At 67.6% G+C, this 25,647-nt stretch carries 20 protein-coding genes; 6 read left to right on the top strand and 14 right to left on the bottom strand.

The annotated features are described in order from the left end of the window. Positions 1-22: 22 nt before the first annotated feature. Genes ACZ5PP_RS06120 through ACZ5PP_RS06110 form a run of 3 tightly spaced genes read right to left on the bottom strand, consistent with a single transcriptional unit; the run spans position 23 to position 2,877 of the window. Positions 23-814: a hypothetical protein gene (locus ACZ5PP_RS06120; RefSeq protein WP_004305651.1), complete on the bottom strand. Its 792-nt coding sequence runs from the start codon at positions 812-814 to the stop codon at positions 23-25. 3 nt (positions 815-817) lie between these two features. After that, positions 818-1,930 (bottom strand): radical SAM/SPASM domain-containing protein, encoded by a 1,113-nt coding sequence (locus ACZ5PP_RS06115; protein WP_004305652.1) that lies wholly within the window; start codon positions 1,928-1,930, stop codon positions 818-820. A 17-nt stretch (positions 1,931-1,947) separates the two neighbouring features. Continuing rightward, the gene (locus ACZ5PP_RS06110; RefSeq protein ID WP_464826894.1) at positions 1,948-2,877 is read right to left on the bottom strand and encodes an FkbM family methyltransferase; all 930 of its coding nucleotides are present in this window, start codon (positions 2,875-2,877) and stop codon (positions 1,948-1,950) included. Between the two features lie 405 nt (positions 2,878-3,282). On the opposite strand from ACZ5PP_RS06110, the gene ACZ5PP_RS06105 reads away from it, so the two are divergent. Next, positions 3,283-4,398 (top strand): NAD-dependent epimerase/dehydratase family protein, encoded by a 1,116-nt coding sequence (locus ACZ5PP_RS06105; protein ID WP_040828855.1) that lies wholly within the window; start codon positions 3,283-3,285, stop codon positions 4,396-4,398. Here ACZ5PP_RS06105 and ACZ5PP_RS06100 read toward each other — a convergent pair. From ACZ5PP_RS06100 to ACZ5PP_RS06065, 8 genes are all read right to left on the bottom strand, one after another. Next, the gene (locus tag ACZ5PP_RS06100; RefSeq protein ID WP_004305657.1) at positions 4,362-4,901 is read right to left on the bottom strand and encodes an NUDIX hydrolase; all 540 of its coding nucleotides are present in this window, start codon (positions 4,899-4,901) and stop codon (positions 4,362-4,364) included. The genes ACZ5PP_RS06105 and ACZ5PP_RS06100 overlap by 37 nt on opposite strands. Continuing rightward, entirely contained in the window at positions 4,898-6,049 is a 1,152-nt protein-coding gene (locus tag ACZ5PP_RS06095; protein ID WP_273423345.1) for a class I SAM-dependent methyltransferase, read from the bottom strand. Before ACZ5PP_RS06095 ends, ACZ5PP_RS06100 begins: the two co-directional genes overlap by 4 nt. A 2-nt stretch (positions 6,050-6,051) precedes the next feature. Further along, on the bottom strand, positions 6,052-7,875 hold the full coding sequence (locus ACZ5PP_RS06090) for a thiamine pyrophosphate-binding protein (protein ID WP_464826893.1): 1,824 nt from the start codon (positions 7,873-7,875) through the stop codon (positions 6,052-6,054). Positions 7,876-7,879: 4 nt separating this feature from the next. After that, positions 7,880-9,373 carry an N-acetylneuraminate synthase family protein gene (locus ACZ5PP_RS06085; protein ID WP_464826892.1) on the bottom strand — a complete coding sequence of 498 codons (1,494 nt, stop codon included), beginning with the start codon at positions 9,371-9,373 and terminating at the stop codon, positions 7,880-7,882. After that, complete coding sequence (rfbH, locus tag ACZ5PP_RS06080) at positions 9,370-10,734, bottom strand: lipopolysaccharide biosynthesis protein RfbH (protein WP_012585729.1); 1,365 nt, start codon at positions 10,732-10,734, stop codon at positions 9,370-9,372. The genes ACZ5PP_RS06085 and rfbH overlap by 4 nt, the downstream gene beginning before the upstream one ends. After that, on the bottom strand, positions 10,731-11,798 hold the full coding sequence (gene rfbG, locus ACZ5PP_RS06075) for a CDP-glucose 4,6-dehydratase (protein ID WP_276658054.1): 1,068 nt from the start codon (positions 11,796-11,798) through the stop codon (positions 10,731-10,733). The genes rfbH and rfbG overlap by 4 nt, the downstream gene beginning before the upstream one ends. Then, complete coding sequence (gene rfbF / locus ACZ5PP_RS06070; RefSeq protein WP_004305667.1) at positions 11,783-12,556, bottom strand: glucose-1-phosphate cytidylyltransferase; 774 nt, start codon at positions 12,554-12,556, stop codon at positions 11,783-11,785. Before rfbF ends, rfbG begins: the two co-directional genes overlap by 16 nt. A gap of 198 nt (positions 12,557-12,754) precedes the next feature. After that, complete coding sequence (locus ACZ5PP_RS06065) at positions 12,755-13,765, bottom strand: ketopantoate reductase family protein (RefSeq protein WP_464826891.1); 1,011 nt, start codon at positions 13,763-13,765, stop codon at positions 12,755-12,757. 263 nt (positions 13,766-14,028) lie between these two features. Between ACZ5PP_RS06065 and ACZ5PP_RS06060 the strand changes: the two genes are divergently transcribed. From ACZ5PP_RS06060 to ACZ5PP_RS06045, 4 genes are all read left to right on the top strand, one after another. Continuing rightward, positions 14,029-15,228: a porin gene (locus ACZ5PP_RS06060; protein WP_464826890.1), complete on the top strand. Its 1,200-nt coding sequence runs from the start codon at positions 14,029-14,031 to the stop codon at positions 15,226-15,228. A 285-nt stretch (positions 15,229-15,513) separates the two neighbouring features. Next, on the top strand, positions 15,514-17,034 hold the full coding sequence (adh, locus tag ACZ5PP_RS06055) for an aldehyde dehydrogenase (protein ID WP_020687653.1): 1,521 nt from the start codon (positions 15,514-15,516) through the stop codon (positions 17,032-17,034). A gap of 91 nt (positions 17,035-17,125) precedes the next feature. Further along, positions 17,126-17,506 carry a DUF779 domain-containing protein gene (locus tag ACZ5PP_RS06050; protein WP_043746412.1) on the top strand — a complete coding sequence of 127 codons (381 nt, stop codon included), beginning with the start codon at positions 17,126-17,128 and terminating at the stop codon, positions 17,504-17,506. Positions 17,507-17,692: 186 nt separating this feature from the next. Beyond that, positions 17,693-19,717, top strand: a complete 2,025-nt coding sequence (locus ACZ5PP_RS06045) for a sigma-54-dependent Fis family transcriptional regulator (protein ID WP_464826889.1) — start codon at positions 17,693-17,695, stop codon at positions 19,715-19,717. A gap of 404 nt (positions 19,718-20,121) precedes the next feature. Here the strand turns inward: ACZ5PP_RS06045 and ACZ5PP_RS06040 are convergent, their stop codons facing one another. The 3 genes from ACZ5PP_RS06040 to ACZ5PP_RS06030 all read right to left on the bottom strand — a co-directional run bounded on the left by ACZ5PP_RS06040 (position 20,122) and on the right by ACZ5PP_RS06030 (position 24,364). Next, positions 20,122-22,341, bottom strand: a complete 2,220-nt coding sequence (locus tag ACZ5PP_RS06040) for a TonB-dependent receptor family protein (protein WP_464826888.1) — start codon at positions 22,339-22,341, stop codon at positions 20,122-20,124. A 147-nt stretch (positions 22,342-22,488) separates the two neighbouring features. Further along, positions 22,489-23,322 carry a metallophosphoesterase family protein gene (locus tag ACZ5PP_RS06035; RefSeq protein ID WP_464826887.1) on the bottom strand — a complete coding sequence of 278 codons (834 nt, stop codon included), beginning with the start codon at positions 23,320-23,322 and terminating at the stop codon, positions 22,489-22,491. A gap of 10 nt (positions 23,323-23,332) precedes the next feature. Further along, positions 23,333-24,364 carry a diacylglycerol/lipid kinase family protein gene (locus ACZ5PP_RS06030; protein WP_464826886.1) on the bottom strand — a complete coding sequence of 344 codons (1,032 nt, stop codon included), beginning with the start codon at positions 24,362-24,364 and terminating at the stop codon, positions 23,333-23,335. Positions 24,365-24,750: 386 nt separating this feature from the next. Here ACZ5PP_RS06030 and ACZ5PP_RS06025 point away from each other — a divergent pair, with 386 nt between their 5' ends. Next, positions 24,751-25,308, top strand: a complete 558-nt coding sequence (locus ACZ5PP_RS06025; RefSeq protein WP_464826885.1) for an exopolysaccharide biosynthesis protein — start codon at positions 24,751-24,753, stop codon at positions 25,306-25,308. The last annotated feature ends 339 nt before the right edge of the window (positions 25,309-25,647 follow it).

The following is a 25,647-nucleotide window of genomic DNA, read 5'->3' as shown; positions in this document are numbered from 1 at the left end:
TGCGCAGTCTTGTGAAGCCAGTTCAGCCGTCCTCGAGCACGGTCAAGCCGCAGCTCCAGTACTCGGCGGCGAGGCCGAGGTGAGGGCGCCGATTGAAGGTGAGGTTGAAGCCGTAGGCTTCGAAGTGGTAACCCATCGCGGGCTGCTCGGAACTGAGTGCGCCTAGCCAGAGCAGCGGCGGGTAGGAGTCGGTGCGGAGCAGTAGCCCGGGGGCACTGATCAGGGCCGCGCAGGTGTCCACGCCACCCGCCAGCAGGAACTGCTCGGGCAGGGCTGTGACCTGCTCGAGGGCTGCTGGCAGTGAGTATTCGGAAAGGGCGGGAAAGTAGATCCCGACCAACTCGCTCCGGCTCATGGCAGCCACCAAACGCGCATGCCGAGATTCCGGCTGGATTCCCGTGCGCCCTTCCAGGCCACCACGGTGGTGATTGGCGAAGCGGTAGTCCGGGTAGGTGCCTTCAAAGGCTTCACGGACCGCGGGAAGGAATCGGTGATCCAGGCTTTGTCCCATGTCGTCGATGGTGAGGCGCGGCAGGATGAAGGGTACCGCTACACCGTGGGCAATTGCCGCCGTTCGTGGATCGGATTCCAGGCGGCTCAGAATGCTCGCCGCACGAGCCTCGAAGGCGGCGGCGTCCAGCGTTGTTCCGGCTCCGAGACACGAAAGCAGCCGGGCGTGGCTGGCGACGTAGTCGATTTTGGGCTGCAGCAGGGTGAAGTAGCGGCGGCTGCGCGGATGGGCTGGAGACCGGGCAGCGCCCGGCACGCAGCGCCCGAAGTCGTCGAAGAGGGGCATGTCGGATACTTCGGCCATGATCTAGTCGTCCAGCAGAGAGTCGTTATCGGAGAAGCCTTGCCCCCACGGTAGGGGCAGATGGGTAACCCCCTTGGTCTTTTCCGTGTGAATCCGGATGAATTTGGGGTCCTCCCCGATCAGGCAGTCTGGACGATGTGGGCCAAGCCAGGGATTTCGCATGCCACGGGCCAATACTTCCTTGAGTGGCGTCTCACGTAGATTACCCAAGGAGAAGTCGATATACGGGCAGGGTGTGACCTCCGCTGTTGAGGTTACCGTGATGATGCCTTTGACGGTGATGCAGCCCTTGTATGAGCCATACGAGGGTGTCATATGCGTGAAAACCGGGTAATCCTTTTCGAGTTCCCGCACGATGTCCGCGTCTTCCTTGGTGATGACGAATTCGGGATGCTCGGTGCAGGAGCCTGTGGGTTTGGCGTAGGACACATAGAGGCCGATTCCTTTGCGCTTGGCGAACTCGCACATGGACCGGAACTCTTCGGTCCTGCCGCGCCCACGGACCAGAACGGTGGACAGGATGAGGTTCAGGCCCGCCTCGAGCGAGGCATCTATGGCGCGCATGACTCGCTTGTAGGAGCCGGGCTTGTTGCGGAAGGTGTCGTGCTCTGCCTCGATCATGCTGTCCAGGGACAACTGAACCTTTTCCACACCGATGGATTTCAGGTGGCGGGCGCGCTCGAGGTCGAGGAACCACCCGTTGGTGTCGGTGATGATGTAATGGCGGTCCGGATCGATGGCGGCCACGACTTCATCGAAATCCTTCATGACCAGGGGTTCCCCGCCGGTGATCACGAAGCGCGCCAAGCCCAGTTCGTCGGCTTCCCGAGACAGGCGACGAATGTCTTCCAGATCGATCTTGCGACGCTCGTCCTTGATCTTGAAGACTTTCTCGATGTGCCGGTCCATGTAGTACTCGGCAGAGCAGTGTGTGCACTGGAAGTTGCAGAGGTAGCTCTTCTCGAGCCTGATGATGGGGCTGATCTCTCCCCGCTCCTCCATGGCTGCGATGTTGCGCAGTTTCTCGGCGATGTAGGGCTTTCGAGTGGCGAGGTCGTTACGCTTGGCGGCCTCGCTGGCCGTGAGCCCGCTGGGCTCGGCTTCGGGAATGGTCATGATGAGACTCGTAGGGTTCAAAGGCGAGCCAACTGCTGGATCAGCGCGTCGTGCTTGCCTTCGCAAGTGAACAGGAAGTTGGTCGCCACGGTGTCGCCGGTGATTTCCGTGCAGGGGTGGAGGCCCGATGATTCGATGGCCCAAGCCTGGTAGCGGAGTTCCTGCATGATCTCGAGCACCTCGTTCGGGTGGTAACCGAAGTTGGCGCTCCATTTGCGGAGCAGTTCGAGGAATACGACAGGCTGGCATTCCTGCAGGGTGGCCAAGGCACCCCGGACCACCGAGAGCTCTCCGCCTTCCACATCGCATTTGATGAGATCAGGGCGGATACCTTGGCGGCTGCAGTACAGATCGAGAGTGGTGCACCGGATTTCTTCCGGTTGCACACCGGTGAAGCCCCGGTTGTCACGCACAGAGCTGGCGCCGGTTTCGACGGGGTGGAAATACAGGGTGTCGGTACCCTCTTGGTCCTGCAGGGCCAACTGCTCAGTGACCACGCTGGTGATACCGTTCAGGGCCAGGTTGGCCAACAGGCGGGCATGGATGCGCGCCGCGGGTTCGAAGGCGTAGATCCGGGCTTCGCCGGCCACGCGTGCGAAGTGCAGGCTGTACCAGCCCACGTTGGCGCCGATGTCGAGGATAACCCGCGATTGCTGGGCGGCGGCGAGCAAAGCCCTGCGTTCCAACCGCTCGGCATCCCCGAAGGCCAGGATCCCGGTGCCGAGAGAGTTGGCTTCCTCCGGATAAAGCATCAACTCGAGGTCGTGGTCGACAGTCCGGATGCGCAGCCCGTCCGTGCCCACGATGATTTCCCGGATCTGGGTACCCTTCAGGGCGTCCTGGAACTCGACGAGGGACTGCGTAAGGGCATACACGGCACCGAGGAAATAGGGCTTTGGCAGGGTGCCAGCCTGGTAGGCATTCCTGAGCTGAATGATGCTGGTCACTGCGGGCGACTCCCGAGGGGCTGTTCGGCGGGGTGTGCTGCACCGTCCCGGTGACCTGGAAAGCCGGTGCTGCTGACGATTCCCGTCATCGATGCGCGGGCATTCCTGCCTGCTTGCGAGATGAACGCGAAGCGGTGTGGAGTGTGCTCATGAGGTTGTCGAAACATGGGCCATTCGATCTGAAGTTATTGGCAATAGCGGCACAAAAGACGCTCTCTTGAGAAGAGCCGCAGTGGGCTTTCCGCGGGGCTTGCGCATTGTAGGCCGTCTGCTCTCGGCTAGGATCTCGCCCCGTTTGCCGGCGACCTGGGCAGGGCCGTGGTATCGTCGCAGCCGTCGCATGCAGGGTCCTGGCCGGGATCCACGACGTGCCTCGTCCGTTGCCGATTGTGCGGTCACTCCATCATGTTCGACCCTTCCCATCCGGTTGTTCGCGAAGACATCCATGCCATCCTTGCCGAGCGCTTGCCCTGGGAGCGCCTGGCAGGGCGTCATGTGTTCGTGACCGGCGCCAGCGGCATGTTGGGGGGATACCTGACGCTGAGCCTCGCCGCTTTGCATCGGAAGCTCGACGATCCGCCCAAGCTAAGCCTGCTGGCCAGAGACGCGGCGCGCCTGCGAGCGCGCCTGGGTTCAGTTCTCGATCCGGCCCGCTGCGAGATTCTCGAAGGCGACTTGAACGCGCTGCCCATGCCGCGCTTCGGCGTGCCCGACGTAGTGATCCACGCTGCGAGTCCCGCGTCACCACGCGATTACGCAACCGATCCGGTGGGCGTGATCCGGGCCAATGCGGTGGGCACCCTGGCCTTGCTGGATCGATTCGGGCGAGATCGTCCCATTGCCTTCCTGATGCTGGGCTCTGCCGTGTACGGTTCCACCGAGAATGAGGGGGCGGTGCACGAGGAGAGCTTCGGTGCCGTCCCCACGCTCGATCCCCGCAACTGTTACATCGAGAGCAAGCGACTGGCGGAGACTCTGCTGGCCTGCTGGAGGGTCCAATATGGCCTCGAGTTTGGGATCGGGCGGATCTTCCATACGTTTGGGCCGGGTTTGAATCTGGCAGATGGACGCATTTTCTCGGATGTGTTGAAAGCTGCACGAGATCGTCAGCCTATTGTTTTGACCAGCGACGGCAGTGCGTTGCGCGCCTTCTGCTATCTTGCCGACACCGTATCGGGGCTCCTCCACATCTTGCTGAAGGGAGACGGAGCGAGCGCCTACAACGTGGGAAATCCCACAAACGAGTTGTCGATCCGGGATTTCGCCACCCTGGCGTCACGGCTGATCGACCCACCACTAGCCCTGACCTTCGGAGAGGCCGATCCCCAGGCCTACTTGCCTGCCAAGACGTCCCGTGGCTTGCCCGACACTCGTCGGCTGCAGGCTCTGGGCTGGCAGTCCCGCACGAGTGTGGAGGAAGCGTTGGCCCGCAGCTATCGGAGTCTGTTCGGGAGAGAGCGTGTCCATGATGATCCACGCAGGGTTCAGGCTGGGCAGGGAGCTTCCAAGAAGCGGCTGTAGATCCGGTGCTGCAGGATCAGATCGTGGGGCGCTCCGATGTGCCACTGCCAGTCGCCAGCGCGGGGCGCCTCAGGTTTGAATCGCCCTGCCTCGTCGAGAGGGATTCGTAGGGTGCACGCATACAGCAGCGAAATGAAATGGCCGCGGATGTCCCGGGTTGGATGGGTGATTTCCGCCATGTGAAGCGGCACGGGCTCGAAGTCCACCTCCACTCCCAGTTCGCCCAATGCAACGGCGGCAATGCGACTGCCAATACTCTCCTTGAAGCGGATGATCCCGCCCGGGAGATGCCAACCAGGGCCATAGAAACGATCGTGTCGCCAGGTCAAGAGATTTCGACCGGCTGAGTCCTTGATCAGCAGATCAACGTTGATCATGGGGGTAAGGCTGCTGACCAGCAGGAACAGGTCCTCGGGCAGGTCCCGGCTGGCTGAGTCGAGGGACTCGCGGATCGTCGTGATGGCGACCTGGAGGGCTTCGGGGGAGACGGCAGGGTGACTCATGGGGTGAGATCTCGTGCCACCGCGCAGAGGCCGGAGTCCCGCAATACCGCCACTTCGAAGCGGGTACCGAAGCGCTCGGCGATGAGCTTGGCAACTTCGTCCGAGTAGCTGGCGGCGAGGACAATCACGGCATCGACCTCGCCTTCGTCGAGACGCTCTGGCGCCACGATGGGCAGGTGAGTGGCGGGCGTGAAGCGCCCCTGCTTGAAGGGCGCGGAGTCCAGCACGTAGCGGATTCGCGGAGCAATGCCCAGCAGGCTGATCAGGGCCAGGGCCTGGTGGCCGGCACCCCAAATCGCGACGCGCCCCGTGTCGAAGCGATCCAGGAATGCGTCAAAGGAGGCTTGGAGGTCGGCCCGGGCATGGTGCAGCGCGGACAGATCGAGCGGAGAGCGCTTTCTCACCGTGGCGGAAAGAACGTAGCCATGCCATTCCGAGCTGCATTCGAGGACTTCGAGGCCATTACCTTCCAACAGGTGTGTCAGGCTCTGCCGGGTGAAATAGTAAAGGTGGTCGGGAATGAACTCTGCGAATAGACGCATGCGCAGGATCATTTCGAAATCGGGGACCTCGACCAGACCGATGGCGCCCGGCTTGAGATTGGCGACGATGCCACGAAGGGTGAGGTGGGCCGTCGGGATGTGCTCGAGGAAGTTGAGGATCGCGAAACCGTCGAAGGGGCCGTCGGCGAGCCGGGTGTCCGGGCCGTCGATGAAGCCTTCATTTACCCGCAGGCCGGCGGCGCGGCAGGCGTCCACCGAGGCGGGCAGGTGTTCGATGCCGGTGGCGTCGGCGCCGGCATCGCGCAGCAGGCTGAGGTATTCGCCGCGGCCGCAGCCCACCTCGAGCACCTTGCGGTCGGTGAGGTCGTGCTGGCGCAGCCAGCGGCCGAACTGGGCGAGCCGATAGGCGCGCATCCCGGCCGAGATGCCGGCGGCGCGGATCACGTCGCGCCAGTAGGGCACGGGCTCGGTGGCGAGCTGGACCGTGCCGCAGCCGCTGCACTGGTGGAGCGCCAGCGTCACGCCCCGGTCCGTGGCGAGCTGATCGGGGGTGGGCAGCCCTTGGGCGGCGGCCGGCATGTCGTGCTGGACGAGCAGGGGCTGCGCGAAGAGGGCTTGGCCGCACAGGCGGCAGAGGGCGGGCATTGTCAGGCGGGCCGCGGGGCGTCGAGCGAAGCAGGCAGGAGCGGCACGATCATCTCGGCCTCGAGGGTTTCCAGGGGCAGCAGGGGGCTCATGTCCTCCAGCGGCATTGAAATGATGGAGCCGTCCGCCCGGGGAATGGCGGCGCACTTGGGCTGCAGGCTCTCTTCCGGAATCAGGCGTACGTCGATGAGGCAGGGGCGCGGCAGCGCCTGGGCGCGGGCCAGCGCGGCGGCGAGTTCGGCGCAGTCGTCGATGCGCAGGTACGGCAGACCATACACTGTGGCGAGTTTTTCGAGATCGGGCATGAATAGCCCCGAGGCCGGGCCGCTGCCCACGTAGCGCCCATTGAAGTAGTTGCGCTGGGTGTTGCGAATGGAGGCGTAGCCGCCGTTGTTCATGATGAACAGGCAGATCGGCAGCTGCAGACCGGTGAGGGTGGCAAGCTCCTGCAGGTTGAGCTGCAGACTGCCATCCGATTCCACGGCCAGCATGGGCTTGCGGTCGTTGCCGAGGCAGGCGCCGATCGCTGCCGGCAGACCGTAGCCCATCGCGCCGAGGCCGGAGGTGAGGAAGGTGCGCTGGCCCCGTTTGTTGCGAAAACCAGCGTAGAAGAACTCCACTGCCAGGCCGGAGCTGCCGGTGGCAATAAGAGTGTCGGCCGGCGCAGCATCTGACAGGGCCTCGACGAAGTGGGCGTGGCCGATGGGGCCGGAAGGCGGGAAGACGCGGCCCTCGTTCTGCGTGTAGCGGGCCTTCCAGCGGGTGCAGCGGGCGCGCCAGTCGGTGGTGTCGCCGGGTATGGCGGCGGCCAGCAGGGTTTGGATGAAGTCGCCGGCGTCCATCGCCAGGGGTTGGTCGATGGCCATCGCGGTCTTGTCGGCCAGCTCGTTGGCGTCCACGTCCACCACCACCTTGCGCGCGGCGCGGGCGAAGCCCTTGGGGTTGTAGGCGGTGACGATCATGTCGAGGCGGGCGCCGATGCTGATCAGCAGGTCGCAGTTCTGCACCGCGAAGTTCGCAGCGCGGGCGGCGACCACGCCGGGGCGACCGATGTTGAGCGGATGATCGTAGGGCAGCAGGTCGAGCGCGTTCCAGGTGAGCACGGCGGGCACCTGGAGGTGATCTACGAGTTGGCGGAAGGCGTCGGCGGCACCGGCGAGGCGCACGCCGTGGCCGGCGAGAATGAGCGGGCGCTTGGCCTCGGCGAGCATCGTCAGCACCGGGGCGAGATCGGGCATCGGTGCGGTGGCGTCGGCCGGCGGCGTCCAGCCGGGCAGGGTGGCCGGGTCGATGGGCGCGGCCTGCACGTCGAGGGGCACGTCGATCCACACCGGGCCGGGGCGGCCGGTCTTCATGAGGTGCAGGGCTTTTTCGAGATGGACGCGCACCGACTGTGGGTCGTCCAGCGTCACGGCGTACTTGGTGATCGGACTGACGATGGGGACGATGTCCACCTCCTGCACGCCGCCCTGGCGGATCGGGCGGCCGCCCAGGCGGTCGGGGCGCTTGGCCTGGCCGGAGAGCACCAGCATCGGCACCGAGTCGATCCACGCGCCGGCCACCGGGGTGATGGCATTGGTGGCGCCGGGGCCGGTGGTAACCATCGCCACGCCGAAGCCCGGGTTGCCGGCGTTGCCGGTCCGGCCGGCGGCTTCAGCGGCGATGGCGGCAGCCTGCTCATGGTGGCAGGGCACGGCGTTCACGCGGGGTTCACAGGCGAGGGCGTCGTTGAGGTACATGGCACCGCCGCCGGGCAGCATGAAGATGTGGTGGATGCCCTCGTCGGCAAGGCGGGCGAGCAGCCAGTCGGCAACGCGGATGGTCATCTGCTTACATCCAGTAGGTGAGCCAGGTCTTGCGGCTGACGTTGGCCGCGATCGCCGGGTCCGTGTAGTAAGAGTCGTACTTGTCGTGGGTGGAGGAGATTTCCTCGAACACCACACCTTCGGTGGTCTTGAAGGTGTGCTTCACGCCGCGCCCCACGGTGATCACGTCACCGGCCCTGGCGTCGCGGGCTTCGCCGTCGAGCCAGATCGTGAGGCTGCCGTGCAGGACGACGAAGGTTTCTTCCTTCTTCTGATGGTACTGCTCGGGGTGGGTCTGGCCGGGGAGCATCACCAACAGCTTCTTGCAGTATTCGCGATTGACGACGGTGACCATCGTCAGGCCGAACTCATCGAAGCGCTCCAGCCCGTAGTGGTGGGAAATTTCCAGATCGGACTTGCCTGGCACGACGACGTTGCCGGCCTTGAGCAGCGCCTTGACGGCGGTGACGATCTCCAGCACCTGGCCGCGCAGTTGGGTCTCGCCCACCTGCGAGTGGCGCACCGGCTGGCCGGCAGGGATGGCCTCGCGGGTGACGAAGCGGGCGTACTTCGACCACTCGTTGGCGGTGACTTGGCCCTCCACCGGCGGGAAGGCGAACTCGACCATGTCGGCGGAAAGCTCGGTGGCGGCGGGCACGTCGCGGGTGGTGAACACGCCACGGCGAAGGGAATGCAGGCTGCTCCGCTCGCTGGCGGAGGGCTGGTAGCGTTCGCGGCTGCCGCAGATGGCCTGGGCGCGGCGGCAGGCTTCTAGCCAGGCGCGGATCTGCGCCGGGTTGGCCGAGTACGCGTTGGCGGCGTACCTGTCGGTGGGCAGCACCACATGCTTCTCGAAAACGCTGGCGCCCTTGGCGAGGGCGAGGCCCACGGCGAAGGTATTGTCTGGTGACTCGTGGGTGGAATAGCCGACCCGTACGTCGGGATAGCGGGTGCGCAGCAGCTCGATCTGGTTGACCTGCAGGGACTCGTCGGGTGTGGGATATTCGGCGACGCAGTGCATCAAGGTGAGGTCCTTGCCCCGGTGCAGGAAGAAGCTCGTCACGTTGTCGATCTCGTCGAGCGTGGCACCTGCAGTGGAGGCGATCACTGGCTTGTCGGCCTGGGCAATGCGTTCGAGCAGCGGCCAGTCGGTGAAGGAACAGCTGGCGATCTTGATGGTGTGGATGCCGTGCTCCTCGATGCGGGCCACGGAGGCCTCATCGAAGGGCGTGCATACGGTGATGAAGCCTTGGGCCTCCATCTCGGCCACCAAGGCGCGGAAGGCGTCGTCGGATAGTCGGGTTTCCTCGAAGCGTTTGACATATTTGATGTCGTCATGGCCGCGGGCGGATGCGTGGATGAAGGTGTCCAGGTCGCGGTACTGGAGCTTGAAGGCGAAATCGAAGTCGTCTTCGAAGCCGTGGCAGGCCTCGCGGATCGCTCGGATGGTGGCGATGCCGTGGGGTAGGTCGCCCATGTGGTTGTTGGCCATTTCGAAGACCATCAGGGGCTTGGTCATAGGTCGACTCCGAGGAAGGTGCGGATGTGGCTGGCGGCGTAGTCGAGCTGGGTTTCGGTGAGGCCAGGCCACACCCCAATCCAGAAGGTATCCCGCATGATGCGGTCGGCCACCGGCAGGTCGCCGACGACACGGACGTCGCGCCCGCTCATTGAGGGTTGGCGGACGAGATTGCCTGCGAACAGCAATCGCGTGCCGATCTTGTGCTGATCGAGGTATTCGAGCAGATCCACCCGGTTGATGCCGGCTTCCTCTCGCAGGGTCACCGGAAACCCGAACCAGGATGGATCGCTCCCGGAGCTAGCCTCCGGCAGGATCAGGAAATCCTCAACGTCCGCCAACGCCGCGCTCAGATGCGCGAAGTTGCGCTTGCGTGCTTCGATGAAGCCTTCCAGCCGATCGAGCTGGGCCAGCCCGCAGGCGGCCTGCATGTCGGTGATCTTGAGGTTGTAGCCGATGTGGCTGTAGGTGTATTTGTGGTCGTAGCCGGCCGGCAGGCTGCCAAGTTGCCAGCCGAAGCGCTTGCCGCAGGTGTTGTCGCAACCGGGCTTGCACCAGCAGTCGCGGCCCCAGTCGCGAAAGGATTCGGCGATCTGCCGCAGCTGCGGGTCATTGGTGAGCACCGCGCCGCCTTCGCCCATGGTGATATGGTGCGCCGGGTAGAAGGAAAGCGTGGCGAGGTGGCCGAAGGTGCCGACCTTGCGACCCTTCCAGGTGGAGCCGAGCGCATCGCAGCAGTCCTCGATCAGCCATAGCCCATGCTGCTCGGCGAACGCGCACACTGCATCGAGGTCGATAGGATTGCCCAGCGTGTGGGCGATCATGATGGCCTTGGTCCGCGGCGACAGGGCGGCTTCGAGCATCGTCACGTCGATGTTGTAGGTTGGCAGGCATACATCGACGAAGACGGGAACGGCGCCGTTCTGCAGGATCGGATTCACCGTAGTGGGAAAGCCCGCCGCCACCGTGATCACCTCGTCTCCGGGGCGGATTGCCCGATCGCCGAGCGTGGGCGAGGTGAGGGCTGAGAATGCCACCAGGTTAGCCGAGGATCCGGAATTTACGGTGAGGGCGAAGCGCGTGCCGACGAAGCTTGCCAGGCGTTTCTCGAAGGCGTCGTTGAAGCGACCGGTGGTCAGCCAGGCGTCGAGCGCGGCGTCGATCATCGCGTCCTTCTCGGCGTCGCCGACGACCTTGCCCGATGCGGGGACGGGGTCGATGCCCGCGCGCCAGGCCTGCGCGGCGTTTGTCGGGCGGGCTGGGCGGACGATGACTTCGAGTGGCTGACCGGCCAGATCGGGCAGGTCGAGCAATAGCTTGCCGTCAGCATCGGGCGTGAGGGTCTTGCGGATCAGGCTCATGAGCTGGCTGTGAATGCGGAGATTTCGTCGAGAGTGTATCGATGCATATCGGCACCGGCACGCCAGGCTTGATACCAGGCGAGGCTGCGGGTGACTGCGTCTTCGGCTTGCCAGCGAGGCCGCCAGCCCAGCCGGACGCGGGCCTTGGTGCAGTCCAGCTTGAGGGTGTGCGCCTCATGGATCCGCGGCTCGCCGGATGGCTGCCAGGCGGCACCGGCGCCCCAGCCGGCGGCAAGCATCTCCACGATCCACGCGACTGTACGCGCGTCGGTTTCGTCGGGCCCAAAGTTCCAGCCCTCGGCGAAGGCCTCTCCATGCTCGACGAGGTGCTGGGCCAAGAGCAGATAACCCGCCAAGGGCTCCAGCACGTGTTGCCAGGGCCGGATCGCGTCAGGATTGCGCAGAACAACGGCTTCGTTGCGTGCAAAGGCCGCCAGGACGTCGGGCACCAGACGGCTGGGGGTCCAGTCTCCGCCTCCGATCACGTTGCCGGCCCGCGCGCTGGCGAGGGCCACGCCGCGAGCGGCGAGGAAGGAGCGACGGTACGACGCGACGACGAGTTCAGTGCAGCCCTTGCTGGCCGAATACGGGTCGTGTCCGCCCATCGGATCCGTCTCACGATAGCCCCAGAGTTGCTCCCGGTTTTCGTAGCACTTGTCGCTGCTGACCACGACGACGGCTTTCAGGTCGGGCTGGTGCCGACAGGCCTCGAGCAGATTCACGGTGCCCATGGCGTTGGTCGAGAAGGTCTCGACAGGTTCGGCGTACGAGTAGGGCACGAGCGGTTGCGCGGCGAGATGAAGCACGATTTCCGGCCTTGCTGCCGCGAGTGCCTGTCTCAACCTTTCATAGTCCCGCACATCGCCGAGCACGGAGTGCATGCCGCGCTCGACATCTGCGACATGGAACAAGGCCGGCGCGGCGGCGGGCGGCAATGCGAAGCCGCAAACATCCGCCCCCATGCTCTGCAGCCACAGGCTGAGCCAACCGCCCTTGAAGCCGGTATGACCCGTGACGAAGACGCGGCGCCCCCGCCAGAAAGCAGGGCTCACCAGGTTTTCCATGGTGCCTCGCCGCGCTGCCAAAGATCCTCGAGCATGATCTTGTCGCGCAGGTTGTCCATCGGTCGCCAGAAACCGGTATGCCGGTAGGCTGCAAGTTGCTGATCGGCGATCAGCTTCTTGAGCACGGATCCTTCGAAAACCGTCTGGTCGCCCTCGGTGATGTAGTCGAGCACCTCGGGCGAGAGGACGAAGTACCCGCCATTGATAAAGCCGCCGTCGCCCAGAGGTTTTTCGACGAAAGCGTCGACGTCGTCGCCTTTCAACTCCAGTGCGCCGAAGCGGCCGGGTGGCTGTACGGCCGCGACCGTGGCCAGCTTGCCGTGGGCCTTGTGGAAGTCGATCTCCGCGCCGAGGTCGATGTCTGCCACGCCGTCGCCATACGTGAAGCAGAACGCCTCCTCGTTCCGCAGGTACTTGGCGACGCGGGCCAGCCGTCCGCCTGTCTGCGTGTTCTCGCCGGTGTCCACGAGCGTCACGCGCCAAGGCTCGGCATGGCGCTCGTGAATCTCCATGCTGTTGTCGGACATGTCGAAGGTCACATCCGACATGTGGAGGAAGTAATTGGCGAAGTATTCCTTGATGACATAGCCCATGTAGCCGCAGCAGATCACGAAGTCATGGATTCCGTGGCTGGAATAGGACTTCATGATGTGCCAGAGGATCGGACGGCCGCCGATATTCACCATCGGTTTGGGGCGATTGACGGTTTCTTCGCTGATTCGGGTGCCCAAGCCACCCGCGAGGATCACGGCTTTCATCAGAGGTTCTTCGTGTTGGATCCGGTCGCATGATACCGCCCGAGTCGAGACTGATCGCCCCGAATAGAGGGGGTCCGCGCGGTCTGTTCTGGTGAAGTGCATCGACCACAGTCGGTTCTCGACAAGCGATGACGGAGAAAGCGGGGTTGAGTGGTTGGGGGCAAGGCTTTCATTTGCGCGCACATGATTTCCCACCCGTCAGCACCCCACCCGATCCGTCCTTTCCGCGTTCCGTGATTCCAGCGCCCGCACCAGAACCTCCACCGCCCGATGCGTGGGCAGTTCTGTTCCCGTCCGCGCGGCCATGCGCAGCAGTGCGCCGGTGATCGCGTCGATCTCGGTGCGCCGGCCGGCGAGCAGGTCCTGCAGCATGCTCGCCCGGTTGGCCGCGGTGGCGCGGGCGACCGCGTGCACGCGTGCGAGGGCGGCGGCCTCGTCGAGCTCGAGGCCGTGCGCGCGCAGCACCGGCAGGGCTTCGCGCACCAGGGTGTCGAGCAGCACGCGGTGCGGCGGCTCGAGCAGGGCGCCGTTGGGTACGCGGAAGAGCGCCGCGAGCGGGTTGATGGCGACATTGACCAGCAGCTTGGCGAGGCGGGCATGCGCGATGTCGGGTTCGACGCGCGCACGCAGGCCCGCGCGCACGAGCAGCTCGGCGACCGCCTCGAAGCCGGGGGGCACCAGGGTCTCGCCCGCACCCGCGGGGTGCACCCGCTCGCCGTGGTCGCCCTGCTCGCGGTAGGCGCCGTCGGTGGTGATGCCCTGGTCGACGTGGCGCGCCGCGCAGTGCGCGCGCAGCAGCTCGCCGGTGAGGCCGTTCTGCAGCGAGAGCACACCCAGCGGACGCATGCGCGCGGCGGTGGACGCGGCGGCGGCGGTGTCGCCCGCCTTCACCAGCACGATCACCCAGTCCGCCTCCGGGGCCCGCTCGGCGGCGAAGGCGTTCGGATGGAAGAGGTGTCCGCCCACCTCGACGCCGGCGTTCAGGCGCGCGGCTCCGGCGGCGTCGCGCGCGATCAGCGCGACCGGCGCAATGCCGTCGAGGCGCGCAGCGAAGTGCAGGCCGAGCGCGCCGGGGCCGATGATCGCGAGCGGAAAGCGGCCGGTTGCCGGGCGCGCGACCGCGCTGGATCGCGCCTCGGCGTGCGCCTGGAAGGGAGAGGGGGCGACCGGCGGGGAGGGCGCGACCGGCGGAGAGGGGGGCTCTTTCATCGCAGCGGAGATCCTGGCAGGGAGTCTTGCAGGCCGCAGGGGCATCGCTCGCCTGCGGCCGGCGCCTGCTCCGGAGGTGCCATTCCGAAGCAGGGCGGGCAGGGATTGTGGAGCATCCGGAGCGGACTGTGCGCCTGCGTTGCGCACAAATGCCCGGAACAGGCCGCGTTTTGGGGGGGTGGCACAGCGTTTGCGCAGCCCGCCTTCGATCCGGCCGCCGGGCGGGCGGATCGAAGGCATCCACACCATCCGAGGGGACATCCATGCAAAACAAGCTTTCCAGCCACCGCCGCACCCGACCCGCCACCACCGCCCTGCTGCCGTCGGCGCTCGGCGCCGCGCTGCTCGCGCTCGCCGCCACGCCGGCCCAGGCGATCGGGTTTTCGCAGGGCGACGCCACGCTCGACATCAACGGCACGGTCAACGGCTTCTATTCTCATCGGACCGAGGAGCGCGCGGGCGTCAAGACCACCGACTCCGCGCTCACCAACGGCTTGCTGCCGGGCTGGATCAACTTCGTGTTCACCACCAAGGTGGAGGGCCTGGACATCAAGGCTCACGTCGGCTTCGCGCCCGGCATCAACGACAAGTCGGACGTGGTGGGCCTGCCCAGCGACCCCAGCTGTGGCGGTTCCACCGGCTGCGACAGCCCCTTCACCCAGATCGACACCCGCAACCTGTATTTCCAGTTCGGCAACACCGAGTGGGGCACGGTCAAGTTCGGCCGCGACATCGGCCTCTTCGGGCAGAAGATCATCCTGTCCGACATGACGCTCCTCGGCCTCGGCGGCAACAGCTACGCGTCGACGCCCTTCAACACCACCTTCGGCATGATCGGCCACGGCTACATGTACACCGGCTTCCAGCCCCAGATCACCTACACCACGCCGGCCTTCGACGGCTTCTCGGCGTCGGCGGGGATCTTCGATCCCAACAAGTTCGCCGGTGACGAGACCAAGGACCCCGGCTTCCAGGCCATGGCGAACTACGACTGGAAGGCGGGTACCGCCAAGGGCTCGGTGTGGGCGGGGGCGGTCCACCAGCGCACCAGCGGGGCGGGCAGCTTCGACGCCAACGGTTTCGAACTCGGCGCCAAGGTCGGCATCGGCGCCTTCGAGGCGGTCGCCTACGGCTTCGACGCCAGCGGGCTGGGCCTGTCGACCGTCGGCGCGCTGTACCTGTCGCCCTTCGGCAAGACCGACGGCAAGGGCTACTTCGTGCAGGGCACCTACACCGTGGGCAAGACCAAGTTCGGCATCAACTTCGGCGAGAACCGCGACCGCGGCGGCGCGCTGGCCGACACGAACACCTTCCGCTCGGCCACGGTGGGGGTCTATCACAGCCTCAACAAGTACATCACCCTCGTGGGCGAATACAACCAGGAGAAGGGCGAAGGCGGCGACCTCTTCGCCGGCGACCTGGAGACGCGCACGATCTCGGTGGGCGGCATCCTGATGTTCTGACACCTGCGCGACGCGCGCACGCGGCGGGGCAGTGCGACGGCGGTCGTGCTGCCCCGTGTCGTTTCGGGATGCCGCCCTGCGGGCACGGCGCTTGGAGCAACTGGAGCAAATGGAGCAGATGGAGCGAACCGGCGCTGCTCCAGAAGTCGCCGCGGAGCGCCCGGATCGTCGAGAACAGGGGCCAAGTCGTTGTTTCATAGGCATTCGATCCTGCTGGCACGAAGGATGCGTAATCGCCGTGTGGCGAAACCGCCCGCAACCGAAACCACACGAGGAGACGACACCATGCTGTATGCACTGCCCGGACAGGCCGACGCCAAGATCCAGTACAAGGCCCGCTACGACAACTTCATCGGTGGCCAGTGGGTGGCTCCGGTCAAGGGCCAGTATTTCGACGTGGTCACGCCGATCACCGGCCAGAAGTACACCCAGGCCGCGCGCTCCACCGCCGAGGACATCGAGCTCGCGCTCGACGCCGCGCACGCCGCCTTCCCGAAGTGGGGCAAGGCCGACGCCACCACGCGCTCCAACATCCTGCTCAAGATCGCCGATCGCCTCGAGGCCAACCTCGAGCTGCTCGCCTACGCCGAGACCGTCGATAACGGCAAGCCGATCCGCGAGACGCTCAACGCCGACATCCCGCTCGCCGTCGACCACTTCCGCTACTTCGCCGGCTGCCTGCGCTCGCAGGAAGGCGGCATCTCGGAGATCGACGAGAACACCATGGCCTACCACATCCACGAGCCGCTGGGCGTGGTCGGCCAGATCATCCCGTGGAACTTCCCCATCCTGATGGCCGCCTGGAAGCTGGCGCCGGCGCTGGGTGCGGGCAACTGCGTGGTGCTCAAGCCCGCCGAGTCGACCCCGATCTCGATCCTGGTGCTGATGGAGCTGATCGCCGACCTGCTGCCCCCGGGCGTGCTCAACATCGTCAACGGCTACGGCCGCGAGGCCGGCATGCCGCTCGCCACCAGCAAGCGCATCGCCAAGATCGCCTTCACCGGCTCCACCTCCACCGGCCGCGTGATCGCCCAGGCTGCCGCCAACAACCTGATCCCGGCCACGCTCGAGCTGGGCGGCAAGTCGCCCAACATCTTCTTCGCCGACGTCATGGACAAGGACGACGCCTTCCTCGACAAGGCGATCGAGGGCCTGGTGCTGTTCGCCTTCAACCAGGGCGAGGTGTGCACCTGCCCGAGCCGCGCGCTGATCCAGGAGTCGATCTACGACCGCTTCATCGAGCGCGCGGTGAAGCGCGTCGCCGCGATCAAGCAGGGCAGCCCGCTCGACACCGACACCATGATGGGCGCGCAGGCCTCCTCCGAGCAGATGAGCAAGATCCAGTCCTACCTGCAGCTCGGCAAGGAAGAGGGCGCCCAGGTGCTGATCGGCGGTGCGCGCGCCCAGCTCGACGGCGACCTGGCCGACGGCTATTACATCCAGCCGACGCTGTTCAAGGGCCACAACAAGATGCGCATCTTCCAGGAGGAGATCTTCGGGCCGGTGCTCGCGGTGACCACCTTCAAGGACGAGGCCGAGGCCCTGGCGATCGCCAACGACACCCTGTACGGCCTGGGCGCCGGCGTGTGGAGCCGCAACGGCAACGTCGCCTACCGCATGGGCCGCGCCATCCAGGCCGGGCGCGTGTGGACCAACTGCTACCACGCCTACCCGGCGCACGCGGCCTTCGGCGGCTACAAGGAGTCGGGCATCGGCCGCGAGACGCACAAGGTCATGCTCGACCACTACCAGCAGACGAAGAACCTGCTCGTGAGCTACAGCGAGAACAAGCTCGGCTTCTTCTGATCACGGCGTTCTCCCTCCCTCGCCCGCACCGCGGGCGACCTTCGCGGGGGCGGGCGACCGCCCCCGCTTTTTCGTTCCGGAGGCACGCGACATGGTCGAACGCGTCATCGCCACCCCTGCGACACTCGCACTCATCGAGCAGCTCAAGGCCGAGCACGGTCCCGACCTGATGTTCCATCAGTCCGGCGGCTGTTGCGACAACAGCGCCGCCAACTGCTACCTGCCCACCGACCTGACCATCGGCCCCCACGACGTGCACCTGGGCGAGATCGGCGGCGTGCCCTTCTACATCAGCGCGTCGCAATACGAATACTGGAAGCACACCCAGCTCATCATCGACGTCGTCGATGGCAACGGCGGCACCTTCTCGCTCGAGGGGGGCACCGGCAAGGCCTTCCACACCCGCTCGCGCCTGTACGACGACGCCGAGATGGCGGCGGTGGAGGCGGAGGATCGCGCCCTCGGGCGATAGGATTCCGCGATCCTCGTACTTTTCTCCATGGCCGGCCGCCTCGGGTGCCGTGCTTGCGGCATGATGCTTGCTTCAGTCGTTTGACGGCCGCTGTCCGACCCCCGGAGCGGCCTCGACGACGATGGAAGAGCCCGGGCGAGGCGTGCCGAACGCCGCCGCACCGCGGCCGCAGGTGGAGAGGAGACGATGGTCGATAACACGATGCGTGCCGCGCAGGCGGCGGTGGTCGAGTCGCTGCGCAGGCAGTTTTCCGCCTCCGGCCAGGTGCCCGACGCGGGCCTGCCGGTGCCGGTGCTGCGCTCCTGGGCGCGCTGCCAGCGCCTGGGATTGGACATGGGCGAGCGCGTGCGCCCGCCCAGCACCACGCGGGGCGACCTGATGGTGGCGCGCGAGCGCAGCGCGGCCTTGCTCGCGCACGCCAGCGGCGTCATGGAGCACCTGCACGAACAGATCCGTTCCTCGGGCAGCATGGTGCTGCTCGCCGACGCCAGCGGGATGATCCTGCACGGCATCGGCGACCCCGCCTTCGTCGACCGCGCCAACCGCGTCGCGCTGCAGGCGGGCGCGAACTGGAGCGAATGCGAGCGCGGCACCAACGCGATCGGCGCCACCCTGATCGAGCGTGCGCCGGTCGAGGTGCTCGGCGCCGAGCACTACCTCGACTGCAACGGCGTGCTCACCTGCAGCGCGGCGCCGATCTTCGACTGGCGCGGCGAACTGCTCGGCGCGCTGGATATCTCGGGCGACCACCGCAGCCACCAGCCCCATACGCTCGGGCTCGCGCGCATGGGGGTGCGCCTGGTCGAACGCCGCTTGTTCGAGAGCGAGCATGCGCGCCATGCGCTGCTCTCCTTCCATCCGCGTCCCGAGGGCGTCGGCGGCCTGCAGGAGGGTCTGCTGGCGATCGATGCGGATGGCGAGATCATCGCCGCCGACCGCCAGGCGCGCGCGCTGCTCGGCGTCGACGAGCGCCGGGTGGCGGGCCTGGGAAATTTCTCCAGCCTGTTCCGGGGCGGCTTCGGCACGCTGATCGGGCGCGCGGCGCGCGATCCGGCCGCGCTGGTCGAACTCGAGCTGCGTTCGGGCGCACGCATCCACGCGCGCCTGCGGCTGAGCCCGGCCTGGCAGGCCGGCGCGCAGTCGGCCCCGGCCGGCACGGCCCGCGTTGCCGCCGCCCCCGATCCCTCGCGCTCGGCGCGCCACAGGACCACCCTCGAGACCCTGTCCACCGGCGACCCCGCGCTGCAGTTCGTGCTCGACCGCTGTGCGCGCATCGTCGGGCGCAGCATCCCGATCCTGATCCAGGGCGAGTCCGGCTCCGGCAAGGAACTCCTCGCGCGCGCCTGCCACAACAGCGGTCCGCGCGCGGACGGCCCCTTCGTCGCGGTCAACTGCGCGGCCATCCCCGAGAACCTGATCGAGTCCGAGCTCTTCGGCTACGTCGGCGGCGCCTTCACCGGCGCGCGCAAGGAGGGGGCGATCGGCCGCATCCAGCAGGCCCATGGCGGCACGCTCTTCCTCGACGAGATCGGCGACATGCCGCTGGCGATGCAGGCGCGGCTGCTGCGCGTGCTGCAGGAGCGCTGCGTGCAGCCGGTGGGCGCGGGCTCCGCGGTACCGGTCGATATCGCGCTGCTGTGCGCGACCCACCGCCAGCTCGGCGAGCAGGTCAAGGCCGGGCGCTTCCGCGAGGATCTCTACTACCGGGTCAACGGCCTCGGCGTGCAGTTGCCGCCACTGCGCGCGCGCAGCGACCTGCAGCGCATCGTGCGCCGCCTGCTCGACGGCAGCAGCCACCACCCCGAGCCCGCGCGCGTCGACGTCGCGCCGGAGACGATGGCGATCCTCGCGGCCTACCCCTGGCCGGGGAACATCCGCCAGCTGCAGAACGTGCTCGAGGTCGCGCTCGCGTTGCTCGACGAGGGCGAGACGCGCATCCTGCCGGTGCATCTGCCCGAGGAAGTGCTGCAGGCGGTCGGCGATGCGCCGGCGCTCGCCCCGTCGCCATGGACCGAACGCGGCGAGCCGCGTTCCGCGCGGCCCGCCGACGATCCCGACCCGCTGCCGCTACCGCTGCGGCGCGCGCGCGCGCTCGACGACGACGCCATCCGCGCCGCGATCGAGCGCTTCGACGGCAACCTCTCCGCCGCCGCCCGTCACCTTGGCGTCGCGCGCAACACGCTCTATCGGCGGATGGGACGGCCGTTCTGAGCGGCGTATTGCGCGCGGTGCAGGGCGCGAAGCCGATCGCGACTCGCGTCGCTCCTACGGCACCGCAAGTGCGGGTTCTCGTATCACGGCCGATCGCGACTTGCGTCGCTCCTACAGCGCCGTAGCCGCGCGGGTTTTCGTGGGAGCGACGCAAGTCGCGATCGGCGGCGTTCCGGTCCGCGTCGTGCTTCCGCCGCTGCCCTGCCTGTATCGCGGCTGCAATCGCGACTCGCGTCGCTCCCACGGCGCCGCAAGCGCGCGGGTTCTCGTATCACGGAGGATCGCGACTCGCGTCGCTCCTACAGTGCCGCAGCCGCGCGGGTTTTCGTGGGAGCGACGCAAGTCGCGATCCGCCGCCGATCCGCGATGGCGGCGGATCGTCAGGAGTCCGCGCCGGCCGTCGCTCAGAACCGGTAGCTTGCGCTCACCCCGGCATACACGCTGCGCTCGGGGCCGGGCTCGTAATAGCGCTTGTTGCTGTCGCCGACGATCACCGAGCCGATGTATTCGCGATCGAGCACGTTGTCCACCCGCAGCAACTGGCCGAAGGTCCACGGCCCCTGGCGTTGCTCGGCGGACAGGCGCAGATTGACGAGCGTGTAGGCCGGTGCGACGTGGTCGTTGTTGAGGTCGCTGACCTCGACCTCTCCGCGATGCAGCACCTCGCCCGCGAGCGTCACGCCCGGCGTGGCTTCCCAGGCCAGCTCGGCGAAGGCCGCGATGCGCGGAACACCCGGAATGCGGTTTCCGGCCGCCACGGTGGTCCCGCGGCTGCTGAACGCCTCGTCGTACTCGGCCTGCATCCAGGTCAGCGAGGCCCGCGCCGTCAGCGTGCGGGTCAGCTCGGCCTGGGCGGCCAGCTCGAGCCCCTGGCGCAGCGTGCGCCCGGCGTTCTGGTAGCTGGTCCGGCCGTCCTCCGAGGCCAGGACGACGATCTCGTCGTCGGTCTCGATGCGGAACAGCGCGGCGTTGATCCGCGCGTTGTCGCTCACGAAGGTCTTGATGCCGATCTCGGCCTGGCGGCTGGTGCTCGGACGCAGCCCGAAATTGAAGCCGGTGGTCGGGGTCGCGTACGACAGCTCGTTGAGCGTGGGCGTCTCGTAGCCTGCACCCACGCTGGCGTAGAGGTTGGTCGCGGGGCTCAGCGCATAGCTCACCCCGAGCGCCGGGGTGGTCTTGCTGAAGCGCACGCTGCCGCTGTCGTCGGGGTTGTCGGTCTTGATGTAGCGGTCTTCCACCTTGAACGAAACGCGCGAATGGCGGGCGCCGAGCGACCACTGCCACGGTCCGCTCTTCCACAGCGCCTGGACATAGGGATCGATGCTGGTGATGGTGTCGAGCTCGTCGCGGCGCAGCGCTCCCTTTACCCCGAGCGTGCTGCCGACGAAGTTCTCGTAGCCGCGCCGATCGTCCTCGGAGCGATCGTAGTCGATGCCGGCGGTCAGGGTGAGCTCGCCGCTCCCCAGCGCGCGTTGCGAAATCCAGCGCAGGCCCATGCCGTGGAAGTCGCGGTCGAAGTCGACCACGCCGCCCGCATGGCGCGGGCTGGACTGGAAACCCCTGGAGAAGGACTGGTACTGGGTGACCGCGCGGCTGCCCGCGTAGGCCGACACCTGCAGGCGATCCTCGCCGAGGCGGCGCTCGTAGGTGGCCCCGCCCTGCACGTGGTGGATGCTCTTGCGCGTGTTGTAGCGGTCCGCGTAGGAGCGCTTCGGCGTGGCGGGGTCGAGCGGATCGATCGTGAGCGACTGCGGATCGCGCTCGTAGGTCTCCCAGGTCACCCCCAGCGGATCCAGCGTCTCCGGCTGGCGCAGCCCGTTGGCCACCAGGGTCAGCGTGCTGTCCTCGTCCGGGTTCAGCGTCAGCTTGGCGAAGCCCTGGTCGCGGCGGGTCTTGCTGTGGTCGCGGTAGCCGTCGGTGTCGAAGCGCGAGGCGTCGAGCACGAAGCCGATGCCGTCCTTCTCGCCTTCGGCGCCGAGGCCGAACTTGGTCGTGCCCCAGCTGCCGCCGAGCGCGCTCGCGCGCACGCGCGGCGCGCCTTCACCGGTGCGCGAGAAGAGCTGGATGACCCCGCCGGCGTGGTTGCCATAGACGGTGGAGAAGGGCCCGCGCATGACCTCGATGCGTTCGGCGGTGTCGAGGTTGAAGGTGGCGGCCTGGCCCTGGCCGTCCGGGTTGGTGGCGGGGATGCCGTCGGCGATGAGCTTGACGCCGCGCACGCCGAAGGCCGCGCGCGCGCCGAAGCCGCGCACCGAGATCTGCAGGTCCTGGGCGTAGTTCTGGCGATTCTGGATCACCAGGCCGGGCACGCCGGCGAGCGCCTCGGAGGCATTCACGCCGAGGTTCCCTGCCTGGTTGGCGCGCATGTCCACCGAATCGACCGAGTAGGGCAGGTCGAAGCTCTCGGTGGCGGTGGGTGCGCCGGTGACCACCACCGGATTGAGCGTCACCGCCTCCGCGGCCGCCGGCGCGGCCTGCTGCGCGCCGGCGAGGCAGGCGAAGCCGGCCAGCGCACCCGGAACGCCGAGGTGGAGCAGGGAGGCGAGCTTCTTCGCGCGCGGCGGCATGCGGCCGGCGATGGGGGCGATGGGGGCGGCAGGGACTGCGCGGTGCTCGGGTTTCACGGTGAGACTCCTCGGCGGGCGTGACTTTCCGGAGGATTGTCACCGATCGTCGACGCTGCCCGCCTCGACGCAAGCTCCAGCGCACCCTACAGAAAATCATGAGTCCTGCGCCCGTGGCCCCACGCGGCGCCCGCAGGGGCCTCGCGATCAGGGGCGTTCCGGGTGCACGCGCGTGACCGCCTTGCGGACGAAGCGTCGATCCTTGCGCACGAAGTCCCACTGCTCGACGAGGCAGCTTGCACCCTCCGCCGCGCCGCACTGCGCCGGGTGCTCGCGCGCCCCGGCGGCCTCGCCCCAGCGCAGGATGTTCACCGAATTGGGCACCTCCGCACGCGTGCGCCACGAGACCGCGGTGCCGGCCTGGAGTACCCATAGCCGCCGTGCAAGACCGGGCGGTGCCAGCGTGTAGGGCAGATGGATGTGTCCGCCGAGGACGAGATCGGCCCCGGCGACCGACCACGCCCGCAGGGCGGCCTGGTGGCCGCGCACCAGGTCGGCCCGGTCCCCCGGACAGGACACCGCCGCGGGCTGATGCACCACGACCACGCGCAACTGCTGCGGACTCGCCGAGGCCAGCAGGCCTGCCACACGGTCGACCTGCGCGGCCGACACTTCCCCGTTCTTGTGCCGCCAGGCGCGCGTGGTGTTGACCCCGACGACCAGCAGGTCCGCCGACGCGTGAACCGGCTCGAGGTCGGCGCCGAACACCTCGGTGAAGCGCGCGTACGGGCGGGTCAGGCGCGCCCAGAGATCGAACAAGGCGATGTCGTGGTTGCCGGGCACCGCCAGGACCGGCGCCCCCAGTCGGTCGACGAAGGCCCTCGCCGCGCGGAACTGGGCGGGTCGCGCGCGCTGCGTGATGTCGCCCGCGAGCACCACCAGGTCCGGCCGCTGCTGCGCTGCGAGGGCGACCAGGGCCTCGACCACCGGCGGCTGCTCGGTGCCGAAGTGGGTGTCGGCGATGTGCAGCAGGACGCTCATGCCGCAGCCCTCATGGCCCGGCCTCGGGCGTGCCTGCCGGGTCAGGGGCCTGGAGCAGGTACAAGGGCTTGTCGAGCACGCGGATCTCGATGGGCGCGCGCATCCGCGCCACCTCGCCGTCGAAGGCCACCACGACCTCCCTGCGACCGGGCGCCAGCCTGGGCTTCACCACCATGTGGGTGAACTCGAAGCTCTCCACGCCGGCAGCTTCACCCAGCCGGCCCATCGCCCCATGAAGCATCAGCCCGAGCATCGACAGGGTGCCGATGGGCCGCAGCATCAGCGCGGCCAGGCAGCCATCGCCGGGCGTGCCGGCGAGGGTGTCCGCGGGCTCCGCGCCGAACTGCTGCAGCTGCAGCCGGTTGTTGCCGACGAAGAGGGTCAGCGTCTGCACGTCGCGAACGGTGGAGCCCGTCTCGATGTGCAGGCGCAGCCGGCGCTGCGCACGCAGCAGCGTCGCGCAGCCCGCGACGAACGCCACCCAGCGGCTGCGGCCGAAGCGGGCCTTGTACGCCTCGCGATCCTGCAGGAGTTCGGGATAGACGCCCAGGCTGGCATTGACCAGGAAGACGCGGTCGTTGATGGCCCCCACCTGCACCGGCCGCGGGCGCGCATCCAGCAACTGCCGCGCCGCGGCCGCGGGCTCGGTGGGGATGCCGTGCGTCCTCGCGAAGTAGTTGAAGGTCCCGTACGGGATGACGCCCATCGGGCAGCCCGCCGCGTGCGCGGCCTGGGCGACCGTGCCGAGGCTGCCGTCGCCGCCCACGGCGACCACCGCCGTGCCGCGCGCCAGCGCCGCCGCTGCGGCCGCGGTGGCCACGCGTGCCAGCTCGTCCGGGCCGCAGACCAGCAGTTCGCCCCTGCGGCCGTGGGCGGCGAGGGTCGATTCGATCACGGCACGCTTGGCGTCGACGTCGTGCGCGCCCGCGGAAGCGTTGATCACGAACACCAGGGCGGACTCCGGGTCGAGACGCGGGATCGGCATCGCGGAGCGCCGTGCGCCGTCGGCGTCGATCGACGCGGGCTGGAAACCATCGCTCATGCTGCACCAGGTCGGCGAACGTGGAGGAGAGCCCCGCAGCGGGCGGGCTGCGGGCGAGGGGACCCCAACCGTACCACCAAAACGTTCTCGTGATCGCGGCCCGCAAGCGGCTCGCACGGGGAGTGCAGGCCGGCTCCGCGGCGGGTCGCGACGCGGGGGAACCGGCGGACGCCGGGACTGGTCCGACCCCACAGGAAAAACGTGAAGCACGCGTTCCCGCACAAGCGAAGACACCGTCGTGTCCCGTTCCGATCGATCATCTCCGGACCGTCATGGAAGACCAGGACCCCCGCGCACCACGTCGTCGAGCCGAATACCCCAGCGAGAAGCGCCGCGCGACCGTGCAACGGATTGCCGGGGCGCATCTTGCGTCCATGGACGGCACGATGGCGGATGCCCTCGGCCGCAGCAACCGGCAACGGCTGGTGTGGCTGTCCTTGCTGGCGATGCCGCTCCTTTTCCCGGTCGCGCTCCCCGGCATGGCCTCGGTGGTCGGCGCCTTCTGCCTGCTGATCGCGTTCGGCCTGTGCATCGGCCAGCCCGTGCCCTTGCCGCGCTGGCTCGCCAGGCGAGAGATCGACGGTCGTGCCAGGGCGCTGCTGCAGCGGATGTTCGGCCGCGTCGTCGGCATCGTCGCGTCCCTCGGTCGCCCCCGCCTGCTGCGCCTGAGCGCCCGCCGCGTGCGCGTGCTCAACGCGTCGATGCTCTCCATCGCCGGACTGTCGATGATGACGCCCGTCCCCATCATCAGCTTCGACAATGTGCTGCCCGCGCTGGCCATCGTGCTCATCTCCTGGGGGTTGCGTCTCCGCGACGGCCTGATGCTCCTGGCCGGCTACCTGGTCACGCTCGCGGCGGCGGCCTCGGTGCTGCTGCTGTGGTGGGGAGGCGCCGCCGCCGTCGCCGAATTGCTGTCGTGGGCGGGGCTCGCTTCCGGGGGCTGATCGCGGGAGGCGGAGCGGGGGACCGGGAAGCACTCGGCACCACTTCATCCTCCGCCCGTCCGGCATCGCGGAAGGCCTGCCGCGCGGTCGAGCGGCTCGCGTTTCATTTGCGCATCTGTTCGCGACCGGGGACGCGCGGGCGCTGCCCGAGGATGTTTGCAAGCGCTAAGGCGGCTATCTGGTCTTCCGAGGCTCAGCCGGTTCTTAAGGGCGGCAGGCTCGTGCTCGGCCTGAGCGGTCATTCGACCAGCTGCCCTGGTCGGTCAGCAATGCACCGGTTACCGGCCAGTCAACCGCGGACAGCAATGAGCGGTAGCTTTCCAATCCATAAACGAGTAT

It is taken from the genome of Thauera sp. DNT-1, from assembly GCF_055393985.1.
Note: the sequence above shows the minus strand (reverse complement) of the source record. Positions and strands in the feature narration are given on the sequence as shown.

Bases quoted from the DNA above. Each gene is read 5' to 3' on its own strand.
- ACZ5PP_RS06120 (WP_004305651.1), bottom strand. From the start codon at position 814: ATGGCCGAAGTATCCGACATGCCCCTCTTCGACGACTTCGGGCGCTGC.
- ACZ5PP_RS06115 (WP_004305652.1), bottom strand. From the start codon at position 1,930: ATGACCATTCCCGAAGCCGAGCCCAGCGGGCTCACGGCCAGCGAGGCC.
- ACZ5PP_RS06105 (WP_040828855.1), top strand. From the start codon at position 3,283: ATGTTCGACCCTTCCCATCCGGTTGTTCGCGAAGACATCCATGCCATC.
- ACZ5PP_RS06100 (WP_004305657.1), bottom strand. From the start codon at position 4,901: ATGAGTCACCCTGCCGTCTCCCCCGAAGCCCTCCAGGTCGCCATCACG.
- ACZ5PP_RS06095 (WP_273423345.1), bottom strand. From the start codon at position 6,049: ATGCCCGCCCTCTGCCGCCTGTGCGGCCAAGCCCTCTTCGCGCAGCCC.
- ACZ5PP_RS06090 (WP_464826893.1), bottom strand. From the start codon at position 7,875: ATGACCATCCGCGTTGCCGACTGGCTGCTCGCCCGCCTTGCCGACGAG.
- ACZ5PP_RS06085 (WP_464826892.1), bottom strand. From the start codon at position 9,373: ATGACCAAGCCCCTGATGGTCTTCGAAATGGCCAACAACCACATGGGC.
- rfbH (WP_012585729.1), bottom strand. From the start codon at position 10,734: ATGAGCCTGATCCGCAAGACCCTCACGCCCGATGCTGACGGCAAGCTA.
- rfbG (WP_276658054.1), bottom strand. From the start codon at position 11,798: ATGGAAAACCTGGTGAGCCCTGCTTTCTGGCGGGGGCGCCGCGTCTTC.
- rfbF (WP_004305667.1), bottom strand. From the start codon at position 12,556: ATGAAAGCCGTGATCCTCGCGGGTGGCTTGGGCACCCGAATCAGCGAA.
- ACZ5PP_RS06065 (WP_464826891.1), bottom strand. From the start codon at position 13,765: ATGAAAGAGCCCCCCTCTCCGCCGGTCGCGCCCTCCCCGCCGGTCGCC.
- ACZ5PP_RS06060 (WP_464826890.1), top strand. From the start codon at position 14,029: ATGCAAAACAAGCTTTCCAGCCACCGCCGCACCCGACCCGCCACCACC.
- adh (WP_020687653.1), top strand. From the start codon at position 15,514: ATGCTGTATGCACTGCCCGGACAGGCCGACGCCAAGATCCAGTACAAG.
- ACZ5PP_RS06050 (WP_043746412.1), top strand. From the start codon at position 17,126: ATGGTCGAACGCGTCATCGCCACCCCTGCGACACTCGCACTCATCGAG.
- ACZ5PP_RS06045 (WP_464826889.1), top strand. From the start codon at position 17,693: ATGGTCGATAACACGATGCGTGCCGCGCAGGCGGCGGTGGTCGAGTCG.
- ACZ5PP_RS06035 (WP_464826887.1), bottom strand. From the start codon at position 23,322: ATGAGCGTCCTGCTGCACATCGCCGACACCCACTTCGGCACCGAGCAG.
- ACZ5PP_RS06030 (WP_464826886.1), bottom strand. From the start codon at position 24,364: ATGAGCGATGGTTTCCAGCCCGCGTCGATCGACGCCGACGGCGCACGG.
- ACZ5PP_RS06025 (WP_464826885.1), top strand. From the start codon at position 24,751: ATGGCGGATGCCCTCGGCCGCAGCAACCGGCAACGGCTGGTGTGGCTG.